This window comes from Asticcacaulis sp. DW145, from assembly GCF_037101385.1.
Classification (GTDB): domain Bacteria; phylum Pseudomonadota; class Alphaproteobacteria; order Caulobacterales; family Caulobacteraceae; genus Asticcacaulis; species Asticcacaulis currens.
Genome location: NZ_AP029024.1, coordinates 2,213,293 through 2,229,664, shown reverse-complemented (window position 1 = coordinate 2,229,664; position 16,372 = coordinate 2,213,293). Strand labels below are relative to the sequence as shown.

The window sequence follows — 16,372 nt, the reverse complement described above, 5'->3', positions numbered from 1 at the left end:
GTGGACATGCGGGTATCCCTAAAAACAAAGCCCGGCGGTTAGCCGGGCTTTTCGGGATAGCTAGTCGATTTGAAGGTTTATTGCAGACGACCGACCCCTATCGAGCTGAAGTTCGTAGTTTATCCGCTGGCCTTCATTGAGCGAACGCATACCCGCGCTCTCAACGGCAGACACATGAACGAATACATCCGTGCCCCCGTCTTCAGGCTGGATGAAACCAAAGCCTTTCACGGCGTTGAACCATTTAACCGTACCCAAAGCCATGCTGGCCTCCTCTGCATTGAGATGTGCAAGATCAGGCTCAGTGTGAGCCATTCGAAAATAAAAATGCATGGGAAGAGGGCCGACTGCGGCGTTCAGGCCAAACAAAATGTTGTTTCGATGTGCTAATTTATCACAAATCAATGCATGCGCATAATATTATTTTTCGAATGCAGTAATTTTTATTTTATCAATATGGTCTTTTTATTTATTTGGCTTTCAAATAATGAAACATTTGCAATAAAACATCTCAATTTTATCGTTGAGAATGGGGTGCTTCGCCCCCTGCATCCTTGGCCGTCTCAGGCGTCTTGGCGGCGCCATAGGTTTATATCGTTGGCGTGTGTGATCCTTGCCAAATGAGAGGCCCAATCCCATGAGAGATTTTCAGGTCATGAGCGACCTCTGGGGCCACTCATCACCTAACTGGCATTTGTGCGTGACTGTCGTTGCTGTCATCGTCTCGCTTAGGGAGACTGCATGAAGCGCGATGACGAATACCATATGGGATTTAGGGCGGGCTGGCTCCATGTGAAGGCCTATGGCAGGCCAGTGCCCCCCGCAACCCCGGTATTGCCGCCCGGGGAAAGCTACTATGTGGTGGGCTTTCAAGCGGGGGTTTGCCGCGCTCGGGAGCAAGGTTTAAAGCCGACATCATCCTAACGATTTCGCCTTTTAGCAATGAACACAGGGCTCGCGCTCAGATCAGTCGTATAAGGTTTAATCGGGTTCAGGGCGCGGACCAATTGATGAACGCCTTTTCCCGGCTGCGAGTTTAATGCCCCGTCTGGCTAACGCTTCGCGAATCAGAACTTCAAGCTGGGCATTGGTTGAGCGAAGTTCGGATGCCGCCAATCTCTCGACGGCATCCATCACGTCCGGCGGCACACGCAAGAGGTATGATTTTTTCGAAGGCGACGCCACGGCTAGTAAAGCGTGCCTGTGTTAACAACCGGCTGTGCCTCACGATCCGCACACAGAACAACCAGAAGGTTAGAGACCATCGCAGCCTTTCGCTCTTCATCTAAGTCCACCACGCCACGCGAAGACAGCTGGTCAAGCGCCTGCTCCACCATGCCGACAGCGCCGGCTACGATCTTCTGACGGGCAGCAATGACGGCCTCGGCCTGCTGACGCTTCAGCATAGAGCCCGCAATTTCCGGGGCATAGGCGAGGTGCATAAGGTGTGTCTCGTCGATCGTGACGCCGGCGACGTCGACGCGGGACTGAAGATCTGAGCGCAGTCTTTGTCCGACGATCTCCGCATCATCGCGCAGCGTAGGCTGGCCATCCTCGCCATGGTCATAGGCATATTGGCGAGCCGTTTCTCTAAGTGCGGTTTCAATCTGAATGTTTACGAACACCGCATAGTCATCGACGTCGAACAGGGCGCGTGCCGAGTCAGATACCCGCCAGACCACATTGGCGGCAATCTCAATGGGATTACCCCGCTGGTCGTTCACTTTCAGGGCCTCACTGGTCACGTTTCTGACCCGAAGCGAAACCTTCTTGCGCTCATACCAAAACGGAACCCAGCGCAATCCCGTGACCCGATCAGTCCCCTTATAGTCACCAAAGAGGATAACAACCGCCGCCTGATTGGGCTGCAGTGTATAAAACCCGCAGAGAATGAGGGCCGCTATGACGGCACAGGGGATGGTAACGATCAGACCTGCGCGTCCCAGGGTAACGATCGCCGCAATAGCACCGAGCGTGAGGAGAAAGACGAGCAGAAGCCAGCTCCAGCCGCCATTGCCGCCTCCCATCTTATCCTGCGTCCGATTAATCGCTTGTCCGGTATCCATGTCTCTTCCTCCTAAACGTCCATCTCTTTCACGACGTATCCCTTACCCAGCATCTTCGGTCGAAACCGGATGATCTTGTGCTGCTTTTGCTTGCGCAGAAGGACAGACTGCCTGCTGCCCTCAGCCCCCTCCACACTCGTCGAATAGCTCACAACTTCCCAGCCTTGCGAAACAAGGGCACTTACGGGGCGCTCTTCATCGGTCATCATACCCTCCGGAACTATATCAAAGTGATATCACTTTTGGAGAGGGCGTCAATGGATTTTGGAGAGTGTTAAATCCAGTATCCGGAAATGACGGGTGCTCGCTGTGGTAGTGCGCAGCCGCTTTTCGGCAGACACGACGTGACCTCCCCGCACTCGCGATTCCCTCGGTGGATGGCCTAAATCCGTGCGTACTTTTATGGGTGAAGGCGTAGTCAAATCTTGACTGAGAGCGGGCAGGCGGCCCTCTGTCCTCAGTACTTCATCTTCAGATCGAGCTGCAACTGGCTCTGAGAGGATTGCGGGTCAAGTCCCTGGTAAAGGCGCGATGGCCGCTTTGAGCTGACCGCCAACCATTCGAGATTAAGGTCAAGATGCGCGTTTATCGGGCGCATCCAGGCAAGTGTCAGAGCCTGCCCCGTCTCGTTGTTGTTATCGATGAGCGGATTGGAATAATCCTCAGTCTCAAAGTGCTCAATGCGCGCAGTCAGGCGCGTTCCCTTTGGCGATATATGTGACGCCATGAGATAGGCGGAACGAAAATCCATATCGACAGCGCGCACACCATCGGCGCGCATGCGTCCCCACTTCGTGTTTCCAACCATCAGCTGGGACAGGATCTCGATCTGCGCGCTGGGTTCGTACTTTGCACCAAAATTGAAGAAGCGTGTCGCCCACCCATACTGCCCGTGATCAAAATCCGTCGGGTTCCCGTGCGTGTTGTAATAGGTGGCATTCAAGGCCAGGGGCACAGGCGGGCGCCAGTCGAGGCGCGCATAATAACCCTGGCGGTCATCAACTTCCTTGGCGGGCTTCGTAAAGGGCGCTTGTGACCGGAAGATGCGCGACCAGCCAGCGTTGCCGTGGGGAAGGGGCAGTTTAGCCGTCGTCGTTGAGCGAATATCGTGCAGGGCCCAGCCGCGATAGGACAATAAGGTGCCGGAGGTATCGTTGCCTCTAAAGACGCCCAGTGTGGCCCCCACCTGCTGCTGGGAATAGCTTTGCCTAAGGCTTAACTCCAGGCCCTGGACCAGAACCTCTTCGGCAATCCAGCTGTTAATCGCCGAAGGCGTCACCGTGTGAGTGGTCGTCCACCCCACGCCCTCATGTTCCATGGAGACGGGCGGGTACATCTGGCCAAGGCGTGCGGAAAGGCGCAATGCCGATTTTGGTACCGGTCGCCATTTTAGATAGGCCTCATTGATCCCCGTCTCATGACCAAGCTCAGGGACGTGGACGACCTGAATATAGCCGGTTACGGTCTCGCTGAAGCGCGGCGTCCAGATAAGGGCCGCTTCGGCGAGCCGGCCGCCTGTCTCGCCCCCATAGCGGGTCTTCCCGTACGCGCGCTTGTGCAGCCAGCTCGTCTCGCCGTTTGTCGCGACCGCGCGCACATCCACCCAGCCTCTGAGCGTTTCAGCCGAGAAGAGGGTGGTCTGGGCTTTCGCCAGTCCTGGAAAAAGGCACAGGCAAGCAAAAAGGAGACGCTTCATGAGGCACGCAATTCCATTTTGGGTTCGCCAAGCGAACGCGCGTCAAAGCTCGTCAGGTGCGCAAGAAGCGCGTCCAGAGGCATTGGGCGGGCGATGCCATAACCTTGCGCCATATCACAACCCATTGCCGCCAGAATGGCCAGTGAGGTCGGGGTTTCAACTCCCTCCGCCGTGACTTTCATCCCCAGACTGTGGGCAAGCTCGATCGTTGAGCGGACAAGAAGCGCGTCGCGTTGTCCCTGTTCAATTTCGCTGATAAACGCCCGATCAATCTTCAGTTCGTGCGCCGGGATCATTTTCAGATAGGATAAAGAAGACAGACCCGTCCCAAAGTCGTCAATTGAGATCTCAATACCTGCCGCGCAGAAACGATCGATGGCCTTCAGGCCCGTGTCCGGATCTTCGATAACGGCCGTTTCGGTGATCTCAAGACAGATACGACCAGGATGCGCCTGACACATGGAAAGGGTTTCGGCATTAAAGACGTCGTCGCTTAAAAGTCGTCCGGAGTAGTTCACGCTGATATCGACGTCAAAGCCGCTTGCGCTAAGCGTCTTCTGATCCGCCAGAACCGTTTTTAAGACATGTCGGGTGAGATCCGGAATGTACCCCGCTTCTTCGGCGAGCGTTACAAAACGCTGGGGCGACACCATGCCCCTTTGCGGATGGTTCCAGCGAACAAGCGCTTCAAGGCCAGACAGGGTCTGGGTGCGATAATTGTATTTTGGCTGGTAGTGGACGCTCAATACCCCGGCTGTGATGGCACTGTGCAACTCGTCAGTCAGGCGAAGCGCATCGGCCATGTCGGCGTGGGTTTCGGCTGAGTAGACCGCAAAAGGCTGTTTGCCGCTTCTGGCCTGGTCAAGGGCGATGCGGGCACGCTCTATAGCCGCTGTGGGTGGCAGAACGTCAGTGTGCGGATAATAGAGGCCGAGCCTTGCGATCAGATCAAGACTTTGCTCGCCAATATCGTGGCGACGATTGAGGTCTTTTAGGAGCGCGTCGAGGTCAATCTCGCTCTGGCTCACGATTAAAAGCTCGTCAGGCCCGGTTCTGGCCACGAACGCCTCGGGTAGGTTTGTGGACACCGCGTGACTTAAGGCCCGCATGGCGGCATGGGCGGGCCCTGCGCCCCACACGGCGCGCAGGTGCCCATAGTGTTGCAGACCAACGCAGATCAGAATGGCCGGCGTGGTCTCACTCAGATAGGCCTCAGCCGCTTTCGAGTTCGGCATGCCTGTGGCAATCTCGTGAGTGGCGAGGTGACGGATATCGCTTTCCCGCTCTTTAATTGACACCGCCATATCGTTGAAGGTCGCCGCGAGCTGGGCCATTTCGTCCTCGCCCTTAACCTCCACCTGAGTAGCGCGTCCGTCGCGCAGCGCGGCCGTTGCCTCAATAAGTGCGGTCACAGGCTTTGTCAGATGACGCGCCAGCACGAGACTGGCAGCAACGACCGCCATGAGGCTTAAAACGCCGATGGCCAACAGAAGATTGAGAAGAGGCTTATAGGCGTCGAGCGCCTTCGCTACAGGGTAGGAAAGACGCAACACCACCTGATGGCGGGTATCAAGGGTCGGAAGGGGCGTGTTCGCGGTGATCGTCTGAGCCGCCTCCTCCGCGTCACCGGCTGACACCATTGCGTGCAGGGGAATAGCGGAAAGCGCTTCAAGATCAGCCATGGCCTTGCGATCAAGGCGCGACGCAAAAACGATCCATCCCTTAAGATCCGGGGCGAGCACCGGGGCGGCCACAACGTTATAGAAACCATCGCCAAGGGCAACGACACCGGTTTGGGTGTCAAGCGTGTCGCTCTCGGCAAGAAGGGCCTCGACGCCTTTCGCTAAGGTGTCATCTCCCGCCAGAAGCTGGCCGTCGGAGGTCAGGACCAGGCCCGTGTCCGCGTTGACGCGCTGGCGTAGATTGGCAAAGGCTGAGGCGACGGTTGAGCGGTCATCGGTGGCCATGGCAGAGATAAAGCCAAAGTCGCGCGACAATAGCTCGGCATTGGTCTGCAGCGTGTCTGACTTGACCTTCCACAGCCGGTCAAAAACCGCCGCCGTCGCGCTCATTTCGTTTTGCACGCTCTCGCGGGCATAGGAGCGGACCGCCGTGTAGGTGAGGGGGCCTATCAGGCACAGGGCAAGTCCAAAGAGCCCGCCATAGACTACCGTCAGGCGTGTACTGAGCTTTCGGACCATCAGTAGCCGCCCCCGGCGTGAGCCATGCGGCGGATCTTGAGCTGAACGCTGATCGGCTTTATGGGGCCCTGAACGTTAAGGGGAAGGTGGGTTTCCCCGCCCTTAGCGCTACTCATAGGATGCCAGATAACAAGATCGCCAGCACCGTTAGGGAGATTAGTCAGGGTGACCACGCCCTTCTCATCGGTTTGGGCATAAAACGCTGTGTCGATCACCCGGATATAGGCTTGCATTGAATCGTGGATATTGCAGCCAATAGCAACCGTCCCGGCGGTCGGGAAGGTGAGGCTGCGCGATAGCCCGCCGCCGTAAAGCGGCAGCTGAAATTTGCGCGCCGGGGAAAACGAATAGACGTGGTGGCTTACAGCGTCCTGATTAGGAAACGAAACGGTTGCCCCGGCCGGTACCACCAGAACGTAGGGTGTAAAGTTCATGTCACGCTGTGCCATGACATAGGGCGCTTTGATGCCGACAGGCGCGCTGCCTGCCGCCGGCTCATAGGTTACGACCGCATCTCTGACGGGCTTTCCCGATGTGTCCGTAATTGAGACACGCAGGTCTGCCGCGACGACCGGGGTCGCGCAGAGAAGTGAACCGATTACCGTTAGAGCCGTTTTCATCCGCCCAGACTATCAACAGGCGCTGAAAACATGATTAATGGCTGGTCTCCTTTGATACGAGTGCGAAAAGGTGCCATGGGTTTCATCCCGAAATCGGTCCCTTCCGGGATCCGCCGCGTTTGCGTTTTGGCACTTCCATGCAGCAGAACGGCGACAAACCCCTCTTTAAAACCATGACCTTAATTGGGGCGATCCCGTTTTAGAGTGGACTTCGTTCCGACGCGACGTTAAGTGAGGCCCCCCTCAGTGTACTGGCATATTTTATGCACGCTGCCGGGTTTGTTGAGCTTACCTGTATCGGATCGTTATCGTGCTTTTTTTCATTAAGTGGATGTCGCAAGGGCTCGCGCTTTTTTCAAAGCGGGACAAGCGACAGCGCAAAAAGTCAAAGAGGCGCTATCTTTATCGATAGACGAAGGCCGAAGACGGCAACCCCGCTCACCCATTCTGATAGCGTCTCTTATTAGCCCTTCACGCACACAACCTGCTTAAGTGTGTGCACGATTTCGACGTGGTCGGACTGCGCTTTCATAACCGCGTCGATATCCTTATAAGCGGCAGGCGTCTCATCAATAACGTCGGCGTCCTTACGGCATTCTACGCCCCGCGTGGCCAGGGCATGGTCCTCCAGTGAGAAGCGCCGCTTGGCTTCTGCGCGTGACATCGCCCGGCCCGCTCCGTGTGAACACGAGCACAGGGACTGCGTCATGCCCTCTCCGGCGATACCGCGTACAATGAAGGATCGTGCCCCCATCGAGCCCGGTATAATGCCAAGCGTTTCCGGTGTGATACGTACGGCGCCCTTGCGGGTCACCAGTACATCTGAACCGAAATGGCGCTCGTGAGCCACATAGTTGTGGTGGCAGTTCACCGCTTCACAGTCGCAGGTGAAGCGTTTGGGGACCGTCACCGACAGCGCCTCAAGCGCCGCTGTCATCATGAGCTCGCGGTTCGTACGTGCAAAGCGCTGCGCCCAGGAAACGGCACCCATATAGTCGCCAAAAAGGTCCGAACCCTCCGCCAGATAGGCGAGATCCTCGTCCGGCAGGTTGATGAACCAGCGCTTCATCTCGTGCTTGGCGCGCTCGATAAAATACGAACCGATCCGGTTGCCGATGCCGCGTGAGCCGGAGTGCAGCATGATCCAGACAGCCTCGGTTTCATCGAGACAAACCTCCACAAAGTGGTTGCCTGTGCCCAGCGTCCCAAGGTGGGTTTGCGCCCGGTTCGCCGCTTGCGAAATCTTCGGGTGCTTTTCGACGATCTTTTTGAGCTCGTCTGAAAGCTTCGAGAATTCCGCATTGGCCGAAGCTGGCGCTTCACCCCACGCGCCCCGATCGTTTACACCGCCGTTGTCGGTGCGCCCGTGCGGAATGCGCGCTTCAATGGCTGAACGCAGCCCCGACAGGTTATCGGGCAGATCAGACGCCTTAAGTGTGGTTCGAACCGCCATCATGCCGCAGCCGAGATCAACCCCGACCGCTGCCGGGATGATCGCGCCCTTGGTCGGAATGACCGAGCCGATGGTCGCGCCCATGCCCCAGTGAACGTCAGGCATGATAGCCACGTGCTTGTGGATGAACGGCATGGCGGCGATGTTATCGAGCTGCGCGCGCGCCTGATCTTCAACGGCGACGCCGTCAATCCATGCCTTAATCAGGCCCCCGCGGGCCCCTTCGAAAACTTGCATAGGGATAACCCCCTCTCCGGGGGCTATGCCCCCTATTTTTTAGGATCGATGAGACCGGCGAGCTCGTAGGGTGTCTCGCCGGTCAGTTCGTAGAGTTTGAGCCAGGCCCTTACCGCCGCTGTGACGGGGCCGGGAACCGGCAGGCCGGCGAACCAGCGGGAAACCGATGAACGATCGACATTTAGCGCCTCGGATAAGCGCGACTGCCAGCCGCGCTCGCCAAAGAGCAAAATGGCCGCGATCCTCAGTTCCTCCGCCGACATGGACTTAAGCCCCCTTCACGAGCTGTTCCCGCTCGCGAATATAGCTCAACACATTCTCGGAAAATCCGTCGATGTGCGTCCATGCACCGCCATAGCCAACGCCGTTGCGATAAGAGGCCACATTGATCATGTAGGCCTGTTTCGCCACGGGTTGCGGCACCCGGTCGGAGCTCTGCTCGTCGGTGATGACGATCAGCCGGTCATGTTTGATGCCGTTGATCTTTGTCACTGCCTTGCCCAGTTCCGTACCGCCGTGGCTCTGCGACCGGATGATCGCATCGACACCGGCCATACCGCGCCGGGGCGGAACCTCGACCACGCCGTTAGAGAAGGTGAAGACACGCACCTCCCCCGGAATGATGGCCGCCAGCGTCGCCGCCGCGTCCATCCGCGTGAGATCAGACTTCGCCGACAAACGGCCATCCATCGAACCCGACACGTCCACCAGTACGATCGTGCGGCCGGTGAAGACAGGTTGCTCAAGGATCGTCTCGCTCAGCGCCTGATCAAGCCAGGGCTCGAACCGGGGCGCCCCCCGCGCCGCCGCTATATAGCGGAACGGCAGCACGCGATCGGCCCCGCGACGAGCCAGAATGGCCGCCTTTACGAGGTCTTCGTCGACACCTGCCTGATCCATGTTGCGCAGGTTCCGCAACAGGGCCAGATAACCGAGCTTGCGCTCGCTTAAAAGGCGCGTGAAGGTTTCCGCCTTGCTCGCTCCGCCCGACAGCGCCACCTCCCACGTATCGGGAGCCGTCAGGCTCCCGGCGGCTAGCTGCTTCCAGAGTTCCGCCTGAGCCTCGTCTTTTGGTTTGGCGTGCGACAGGAACAGAACGTCCCTGAGCCGCACCGGCCCGGCACGATCGTACTTGGCCAATGCATAGGCGTCGAACTTCGTAAAGGCACGGGCAAGGCCGAGCTTCATCTGTTTCGACAGGGGCTTTTTGCCGTCACGCCAATAGGTGGCGACAAGCTCCGACAATTCGTCGGCCCGCTGGACTACCCGCTCAATGGTAGGGGCGACTAAGGGGCCGCCCGCCTTTATGAGCGCGCAAAGCAGGATCAGCGGCGCGTGACGCAGCTTCATCTGTTCACGGGCCTCAACGGCCAGAGCACCGACCCTGTTCGCCTCGACTTCAAGCGCCAGCGTGTAGATCCGCTCGGCTATGCTTTCACCGTCTTCGTAAAACGCGTCTTCCCACAGAAGGCAAGACAGCACCGACCGGCGCAACCTCTGCTCTGCCGATAAAATCGCGGCGGGGGCCCCCTCATGCGTGATGCGGGGGCGCTTTTGGAAAATGTTCAGTCTCATGACCGCACCTTCTCTGCATCGTTTGATGTTGAGCGCAGAGCATAGTTCGTCAGACCGACTGTCTGACGAGCGCTGCGCATGAATGGCACTGGGGTTGGGGCGACAAGGTCGCAGCGATAGAATGACGCCTGACCGCGGTAGAACGCCCGCGGCTGCTATCGATGATATTCAGGGGAACAGGCGAGGACGGACTGTGGTGCTCTACCATTGAGCTACAAGACCGAAGCCTTGGCGGGATTCGAACCCGCAACCTCCCGCTGCGTAGGCGAAGTAACCGCCCCCTACACCACCTGAATGGTTACCGTCTGGATGGTTCCCTGGTCGGGCCTGTCCGGACAGTAATGCCGTTACTACTGCAACTTGTTGCGTAATGCAACAAAAAATTTCCAGCTCAGCCTTTCTGGAATATTCGGTTCCGGTTGGGAGGCGCTTCCGCCGGACCTTGCCACGTCCGGGCTGTTCCGGCTTGCCAGTTGCCTGACATCCGGGGCCGCCTTATTCCCTTGAGGCGTAGCGATGAAGCCGGAGCCTGCGCCACGAAAGACTGAATTCGATGTGCCAGGGAAGGAGTATGACCGCGTCAGTTCAGGACGAAGTATGCGATTAGAGCGCCACTGGCATTAAGCTTTTGACCAACAGCGCACTCGCCCTAAAAATGAGTGAAATGCGTCATTAAATGCCAAACTGTCAGGCAGGGAAAAGACGAAAGCAACGTGCCTATCGCTCTGCCACTGAGCTACGGAGACGTCTCCGACCGGACTCGAACCGGTGACCTATAGATTATCGATGTAGTTGCTTTCTACGCCACTGCCAGATCGTCACAAAAGTAACGATGCGCTCAGTTAGCCCCCGGCGTTGCGCCGTGCAACAAAAATCGGTGCGCCCCGCCACCGAGGGTCTTAATAGTGCTAATTTTGCAACTTTCGCGCGGGGGGAGCGGCCACACGTTTTCATGACGGACAAGACTGCTGACCGGTGAACCTTATACTCGCGATCTGACCCGGATCAGTCCGGCGCTGACGTGTTGCCGTCAGACGGCCCACGCTTTGCGCTTGGTCCCGATGATTTCGCAACCGTTTTTGGGCCAGGGCTGGCACGAGGCTAAGCCCTATTTTTGCGCGGCCACGCCCCTTTTCATCAGAAACCACGTCAGGGCATCAAAGAGCGCATCGTTGGACGCATCGATGACGTTGGCGCTGACGCCGAGCGTGTGCCAGGCGTGGCCATCCGAATCGCGACTTTCAATAACCACCCGTGTCAGGGCGGCAGTCGCGTCTGAGGGCGTCAGAATGCGCACCTTGTAATCGCTCAGGTGCATGGCTTCGAGTACGGGATAGTGGGGTGTAAGCGCCTTTCTGAGCGCCTGATCGAGCGCATTGACCGGACCATTGCCTTCGGCGACCGTCATAACGGTGGATCCGGCCACAGACAGCTTCACGGTCGCCTCCGCAAGCGTGTCGGCGTGTCCCTTGGCGTCCATCCGACACTCGTTGAGTGCCCGATAGCTCAGAAGATCGTAAAAACGCGGCAATTGCCCCAAAAGACCGCGCGCTAAGAGCTCAAAAGAGGCGCTCGCGTCTTCATAGGCGTAGCCGAGCGCTTCGCGATCCTTCACGATCTTCACAAGCTCTGTCACGCGCTCATCATCGGCCGCAACCTCAATGCCCATCTGTTCGAGGCGGTTGAGCACATTGGCACGGCCCGCCTTGTCAGAGACGAGAATGAGGCGCGTGTTCCCGACCAGGGCAGGGTCAATATGCTCATAGGAACGGCTGTCTCGTGCCATGGCACTGACATGAAGCCCCCCTTTATGAGCAAAGGCACTTTTGCCGACATAGGCGGCATGGCGGTTTGGGACGCGGTTGAGCCGATCATCGATCAGACGTGATAATGAGCCTATTTCTTTGAGTTGCTCCATCGAGACGCCAGTCTCAAAACCCATTTTGAGCATCAAAGTAGGAATAAGGGCGATTAGATTAGCATTACCGCACCGCTCACCAATGCCATTGATCGTGCCCTGAATCTGGCGCACACCGGCCTCAACAGCGGCGAGCGAATTGGCAACGGCCTGCTCGGTGTCGTTATGACAGTGGATGCCGAGATTTGCGTCCGGTAACATCGACTTTACGTCGCTGACGATACGGTAGACCTCCGATGGCATAGACCCACCGTTTGTATCGCAAAGAATGATCCACGAGGCACCCGCCTCATGGGCGGCCTTAAGCGCCTCAAGCGCATAGGCTCTGTTCGCCTTATAGCCGTCAAAGAAATGCTCAGCGTCGAAATGCGCTTCGCGACCCTGATCTAAGACGTGCGAAAGCGAGTCGCTGATCATCTTCAGGTTTTCACTGGTCGATACCTTCAGCGCCGTTTCAACCTGCCAGTCCCAGCTCTTACCCACCAGACAGACGGCTGATGTGTTGGCATTGAGAATGTCCTGAAGCCCCGGATCATTAGACGCAGAGCGGCCAGCGCGTCTTGTCATCCCAAACGCAGATACTTTCGCAAAACGTGTCTGCGGCACGCGTGCGAAAAAGGCGTCGTCTGTCGGATTGGCACCTGGCCAGCCACCTTCGATATAGTCGATGCCAAAGGCATCAAGAGCACTGGCAATTGCCAGCTTATCGGCAACGGTGAAGTCAATTCCCTGCGCCTGCGATCCGTCACGCAGGGTGGAGTCATAAAGATAGATACGCTCGGCCATGGCTCAGCTATAACCTGGTCCTGGCTTCGTCAATAAAATTCCCAGACAAAGGGCGGGATTTGCTTGCTAAGCTTATGAAAAAGCGGGGTTCGTTTCAGTCTATACCATGTGTGGCGAAAGCCGGCCTTTTAGCAAATACGGTTTGTTAACCATGTTTTGAAAGACTCCGAAGCCTTCGGCGAGGGCTAGGCCATGGTGCGTACTGCGAGCGTATTTGATCAAACTCCGGTTTTCGCGCCCGAGCGGCTGCCTGTCGCCCGACCGCATATGCCCTCAGCGGACGCTATCTTACCCTACCTTGAGCGAATAGATGCCTCGCGCCAGTACTCAAATTTCGGCCCGCTGGTGCGCGAACTGGAAATCCGGCTGGCGGAGCGTCTCGCTCCTGACGCCCATGCGGTGACCGCATCGAGCGGCACCTCGGCACTTGTGCTGGGCCTCATGGCGCTCGACCTGCCCAGGGGGGCCGTCTGCGCCCTGCCGTCGTGGACCTTCGTGGCGACCGCCCATGCCGTGCTGGCGGCTGGCCTGACGCCCTGGTTCATCGATGTCGATGCGGAGACGGCCATGCTAGATCCGCAGGCGTGTCAGACCGTTCTGTCCCGTGCTCCGGGCAAGGTGCGTGCCATCATCCCGGTCTGCGCCCACGGGGCGCCGCTCGATGTCGGGGGCTGGGCGCATTTTCAATCGCAAACCGGTGTCAGGGTCGTAGTCGATGCCGCCGCCGCCCACGACAGCCTGACATCTGCGCCGTTCCCCATGGCGGTCAGCCTGCACGCCACGAAGTCTCTGGGGGCGGGCGAGGGCGGGTATGTGGTCTGTCCGGACACGGATTTCGCGCAGCGCCTACGGATGCTTTCGAGCTTCGGCTTTAACGGTAGCCGCGAAGCCCAAATGATCGCCCAGAACGCCAAGATGAGCGAATATGCTGCGGCTGTGGCCCTGTCGGCGATGGATAGCTGGGCATCGACGCGGCTGCTCTATCAGCAGACGGCTTTCAAGCTGCGCATCGCGCTGAAGGATGTGCCGCAAGTGCAGTTTCAGGAAGGCTGGGGTTTGCGCTGGGTATCGAGCGTCTGCGTGGTGCGCATCCCTGCGGGGACGCTGGCGCCGCTGATCGCGTTTTTGAAGGCCAATGATATCGACACGCGCCAGTGGTGGGGCGAAGGCTGTCATGTGTCGCGGGCGTTCGCGGAGCTTGCGCGCGACGATATGCCAAACACGGAACATCTGGCCGCGACGACGCTCGGCCTGCCTTATTGCGCGACCATGAATGACGCTCAGGTGTCGCGCCTGACCGGCCTGCTGCAACAGTTTTTCCAAGACTCATGAATGGGTTTTCGACCGACCTGCATCCCTATGCCGATCCGTTCTATGTCGAGGCCGTAACGCCCGCAGACGCTCAGTCGCTCTGGGTGCCCGGCTGGGCCACGGCCTGCGTGAAGCGTCCTGTAGCGGGTGGCGGATACGATGTGGGCGGCAGTTATCCGCTTACACCTTTGCGCACCGGCTGCGATCTGACAGCGGGGTTGGCGCAGTTGCAGGCGGAGGGCCTGATCAGCGTGGTGCTGGTGCCCGATCCTCTCGCTCGGCCGCCGTTGGAAACCCTGTCGCGGCATTTCGCTCATCTCGTTAAATTCAAAACGCATCTGCTGATCGACGGCCCCTACGCGCCCAGTCGCCACCACCGCGAACGCATTCGGCGAGGCTATCGCCGCTGTGCCGTGACGCAGGGACCGCTTATCTCGGGGCTCGAAGATTGGAAACGTCTCTATGCGGGGCTGGTCGCCAAGCGCGGTATTACAGGTATGGCCGATTTTCGCGCCCCCTACTTCGACCGACTGGCGGCCATACCGGGCCTGTCGGCTTTTACCGCTTCCGTGGAGGGACAAATCGTCGGCATGACCCTGTGGTTTGCGCGTGACGGGGTAGTCTATAATCACCTGACGGCCTGCGATGAAACGGGCTACGCCAACAGTGCTGCCTTCGCGCTTTACGACGCCGCTATCACGGCTTTTGCCGGGCAGGGCGTGATAAATCTGGGCGGAGGCTCAGGCGCTTCCGGGGCGGATGGCGGCGGGCTGTTTGCCTTCAAGCAGGGCTTTGCCAATGCCGAGATCACGGCGCATATTTGCGGTCAGATCCTCGATGCCGAGGCCTATGCCCGCCTTAGCACCGGCAAACCGCCGGGTTTTTTCCCCGCTTATCGCGGTTAGGCTATCGGGTGCAGACCGCGAAGATACTGGAACACAGGGTCGGTTGAATCTGCCCCAGCTTATAGCAGCCCTCGATATAGTTCATGTCGATGATCCCGGCTTCCAGAGCCTTATCCATCTGGAAGTTGGCCAGGCCCTTGAACAGGATGCCGCCGGCGTGTAGCACGCTCAGCCCGGCGTCGCGCAGGTCGCTGTTCAGCGTGTCAAACGAATAGGTGCGGCGGTGGCCGTGCGTCCATTCGCCCGGTGTGACGGCGTTGTTGTGGGTGATCAGGCCCATATAGACGGCAATCTGGCGCGACGGCGCATCGGCATTGGGCACCAGCACGAACAGCCGCCCTTTCGGCGTCAGCCAGTCCCGGATACGCGCCAGAACCTCGACCGCATTGTCGACGTGCTCCAGCGTGTTAATGAGGAAGATCGTGTCATAAAGCTGTCCCGGCTCCAGATCCTCGAACACTGACTGGATGAAGCGCACATGGCCCTGCACCCGCGACCGCGCGACGTCCAGCGCTTCGGACGAGGCCTCGACCACCGTCAGGTCGTCGAAATACCGTACCAGTTCCAGCGTCGAATCACCTTCATAACACCCCAGTTCCAGCGCCGGACCGGGCACGAAAAAGGGCTCGAAAGCGCGCATCATGTACTGACGCACGATGCCGTCAAAATCGTAATTGTACTTCTTGTCAGTCAGGGATTTGGCTTCCTGATTGAAGTCGCGTGTCTGCATGTCGGCTTATCCCTGATGGCTTTGATAGAGGCGGTCCGCTGCGGGTCTGTACCATTCGTCCAGCGTTGTGGGTACGCGCGAATTATATCCCAGCACCTGCCGCGTCTGTGCGCTCAATGTCCGGCCATAGGCCTCACCCAGCAGGCGTGCATAGTCCATCTGCGGCTTGATGAAGGCCGGGCCGTAGCTAAGCGTCAGGGCCACGCGCGGGCGTTGCGTGCGGTTCAGCCCACCGCGATGCCAGAGATAGGAGTTGAACAGCACCACGCTGCCAGCCTTACCCGTCAGGCGCTCAAAACCGGCATCGAACTCGGCCTCGGTCGGTGCGTCGCAACGGTGATGCGAGCCTGAAAGCACATGGGTCGCGCCGTTCTCTTCGGTGAAATCGTCCAGCATGACCAGCACATTCATGCGCATATTGTAGCCGGGTATGAAGGTGCGCACGTCGCGGTGGATATTGTGAACATAATTGCGTTGCCCCGGGAAACCGCCGACCGGATTGCAGGCGTGGAGGATATAGGGTGCGCGGGCGAAATACTGCTGAAAATGGGCGTCGAAGTAATGGCTGTCGATGAAGGCGTCAATGGAGTCGCCTGCGCCAATGGAATGATGGGCCGTACCGTCGCCATCGGCATTGATACCGTTGCGCACCTGGTAGCCCCGGCAGATTTCGACCCATTTCAGCGAGTCCGCGCGTAGGGCCTGCACCGTTTCGCGCGGGAGCAGGTCGGGAAACAGCGACCAGCCTTGCCCGTCCAGTTCGGCGGCGAAAACATCTATGGGTTTTAGGTCTGTCATCGGACTTTTGGGACGATTCCGGGCGATTCGATAGATCGGTGAGAAGCCGTCGTCTGGCGAATCACCACTATTGAGA

The 16,372-nt window shown here is 58.4% G+C and carries 14 protein-coding genes and 1 tRNA gene; 2 read left to right on the top strand and 13 right to left on the bottom strand.

All coding sequences use genetic code 11. The annotated features are described in order from the left end of the window. Positions 1–60: 60 nt before the first annotated feature. The 11 genes from AACH73_RS10250 to cimA form a co-directional block, all read right to left on the bottom strand. Positions 61–264: a cold-shock protein gene (locus AACH73_RS10250; RefSeq protein ID WP_338734819.1), complete on the bottom strand. Its 204-nt coding sequence runs from the start codon at positions 262–264 to the stop codon at positions 61–63. A gap of 923 nt (positions 265–1,187) precedes the next feature. After that, on the bottom strand, positions 1,188–2,066 hold the full coding sequence (locus AACH73_RS10245; RefSeq protein WP_272739501.1) for an SPFH domain-containing protein: 879 nt from the start codon (positions 2,064–2,066) through the stop codon (positions 1,188–1,190). Positions 2,067–2,077: 11 nt separating this feature from the next. Continuing rightward, entirely contained in the window at positions 2,078–2,275 is a 198-nt protein-coding gene (locus AACH73_RS10240; RefSeq protein ID WP_338734818.1) for a hypothetical protein, read from the bottom strand. 248 nt (positions 2,276–2,523) lie between these two features. Further along, a complete protein-coding gene (locus AACH73_RS10235) occupies positions 2,524–3,762 on the bottom strand; it encodes a hypothetical protein (protein ID WP_338734817.1) in 1,239 nt (412 codons plus the stop codon). Continuing rightward, complete coding sequence (locus AACH73_RS10230) at positions 3,759–5,963, bottom strand: EAL domain-containing protein (protein WP_338734816.1); 2,205 nt, start codon at positions 5,961–5,963, stop codon at positions 3,759–3,761. The genes AACH73_RS10235 and AACH73_RS10230 overlap by 4 nt, the downstream gene beginning before the upstream one ends. After that, the gene (locus tag AACH73_RS10225) at positions 5,963–6,412 is read right to left on the bottom strand and encodes a hypothetical protein (protein ID WP_338734815.1); all 450 of its coding nucleotides are present in this window, start codon (positions 6,410–6,412) and stop codon (positions 5,963–5,965) included. Before AACH73_RS10225 ends, AACH73_RS10230 begins: the two co-directional genes overlap by 1 nt. Positions 6,413–7,046: 634 nt before the next feature. Then, a complete protein-coding gene (locus AACH73_RS10220) occupies positions 7,047–8,273 on the bottom strand; it encodes an RtcB family protein (protein WP_338734814.1) in 1,227 nt (408 codons plus the stop codon). Positions 8,274–8,305: 32 nt separating this feature from the next. Continuing rightward, positions 8,306–8,536 carry a hypothetical protein gene (locus tag AACH73_RS10215; protein WP_338734813.1) on the bottom strand — a complete coding sequence of 77 codons (231 nt, stop codon included), beginning with the start codon at positions 8,534–8,536 and terminating at the stop codon, positions 8,306–8,308. A 4-nt stretch (positions 8,537–8,540) separates the two neighbouring features. Then, a complete protein-coding gene (locus tag AACH73_RS10210) occupies positions 8,541–9,848 on the bottom strand; it encodes a TROVE domain-containing protein (RefSeq protein WP_338734812.1) in 1,308 nt (435 codons plus the stop codon). A 221-nt stretch (positions 9,849–10,069) separates the two neighbouring features. Continuing rightward, positions 10,070–10,136 (bottom strand) — tRNA-Ser (locus tag AACH73_RS10205). Positions 10,137–10,956: 820 nt separating this feature from the next. Beyond that, the gene (gene cimA, locus AACH73_RS10200) at positions 10,957–12,552 is read right to left on the bottom strand and encodes a citramalate synthase (protein WP_338734811.1); all 1,596 of its coding nucleotides are present in this window, start codon (positions 12,550–12,552) and stop codon (positions 10,957–10,959) included. A gap of 267 nt (positions 12,553–12,819) precedes the next feature. Between cimA and AACH73_RS10195 the strand changes: the two genes are divergently transcribed. Together AACH73_RS10195 and AACH73_RS10190 are read left to right on the top strand one after the other, a co-directional pair. Continuing rightward, positions 12,820–13,884, top strand: a complete 1,065-nt coding sequence (locus AACH73_RS10195) for a DegT/DnrJ/EryC1/StrS family aminotransferase (RefSeq protein ID WP_338734810.1) — start codon at positions 12,820–12,822, stop codon at positions 13,882–13,884. Continuing rightward, the gene (locus tag AACH73_RS10190) at positions 13,881–14,768 is read left to right on the top strand and encodes a GNAT family N-acetyltransferase (RefSeq protein ID WP_338734809.1); all 888 of its coding nucleotides are present in this window, start codon (positions 13,881–13,883) and stop codon (positions 14,766–14,768) included. The genes AACH73_RS10195 and AACH73_RS10190 overlap by 4 nt, the downstream gene beginning before the upstream one ends. 1 nt (position 14,769) lies before the next feature. Here the strand turns inward: AACH73_RS10190 and AACH73_RS10185 are convergent, their stop codons facing one another. Together AACH73_RS10185 and AACH73_RS10180 are read right to left on the bottom strand one after the other, a co-directional pair. After that, positions 14,770–15,498, bottom strand: coding sequence for a class I SAM-dependent methyltransferase (locus AACH73_RS10185; protein ID WP_338734808.1), 729 nt, complete (start codon positions 15,496–15,498; stop codon positions 14,770–14,772). Positions 15,499–15,504: 6 nt separating this feature from the next. Beyond that, on the bottom strand, positions 15,505–16,296 hold the full coding sequence (locus tag AACH73_RS10180; protein ID WP_338734807.1) for a phytanoyl-CoA dioxygenase family protein: 792 nt from the start codon (positions 16,294–16,296) through the stop codon (positions 15,505–15,507). Between the last annotated feature and the right edge of the window lie 76 nt (positions 16,297–16,372).

Bases quoted from the DNA above. Each gene is read 5' to 3' on its own strand.
- AACH73_RS10210 (WP_338734812.1), bottom strand. From the start codon at position 9,848: ATGAGACTGAACATTTTCCAAAAGCGCCCCCGCATCACGCATGAGGGG.
- AACH73_RS10220 (WP_338734814.1), bottom strand. From the start codon at position 8,273: ATGCAAGTTTTCGAAGGGGCCCGCGGGGGCCTGATTAAGGCATGGATT.
- AACH73_RS10250 (WP_338734819.1), bottom strand. From the start codon at position 264: ATGGCTTTGGGTACGGTTAAATGGTTCAACGCCGTGAAAGGCTTTGGT.
- AACH73_RS10195 (WP_338734810.1), top strand. From the start codon at position 12,820: ATGCCCTCAGCGGACGCTATCTTACCCTACCTTGAGCGAATAGATGCC.
- AACH73_RS10225 (WP_338734815.1), bottom strand. From the start codon at position 6,412: ATGGCACAGCGTGACATGAACTTTACACCCTACGTTCTGGTGGTACCG.
- AACH73_RS10190 (WP_338734809.1), top strand. From the start codon at position 13,881: ATGAATGGGTTTTCGACCGACCTGCATCCCTATGCCGATCCGTTCTAT.
- cimA (WP_338734811.1), bottom strand. From the start codon at position 12,552: ATGGCCGAGCGTATCTATCTTTATGACTCCACCCTGCGTGACGGATCG.
- AACH73_RS10230 (WP_338734816.1), bottom strand. From the start codon at position 5,963: ATGGTCCGAAAGCTCAGTACACGCCTGACGGTAGTCTATGGCGGGCTC.
- AACH73_RS10235 (WP_338734817.1), bottom strand. From the start codon at position 3,762: ATGAAGCGTCTCCTTTTTGCTTGCCTGTGCCTTTTTCCAGGACTGGCG.
- AACH73_RS10185 (WP_338734808.1), bottom strand. From the start codon at position 15,498: ATGCAGACACGCGACTTCAATCAGGAAGCCAAATCCCTGACTGACAAG.
- AACH73_RS10180 (WP_338734807.1), bottom strand. From the start codon at position 16,296: ATGACAGACCTAAAACCCATAGATGTTTTCGCCGCCGAACTGGACGGG.
- AACH73_RS10245 (WP_272739501.1), bottom strand. From the start codon at position 2,066: ATGGATACCGGACAAGCGATTAATCGGACGCAGGATAAGATGGGAGGC.
- AACH73_RS10240 (WP_338734818.1), bottom strand. From the start codon at position 2,275: ATGATGACCGATGAAGAGCGCCCCGTAAGTGCCCTTGTTTCGCAAGGC.
- AACH73_RS10215 (WP_338734813.1), bottom strand. From the start codon at position 8,536: ATGTCGGCGGAGGAACTGAGGATCGCGGCCATTTTGCTCTTTGGCGAG.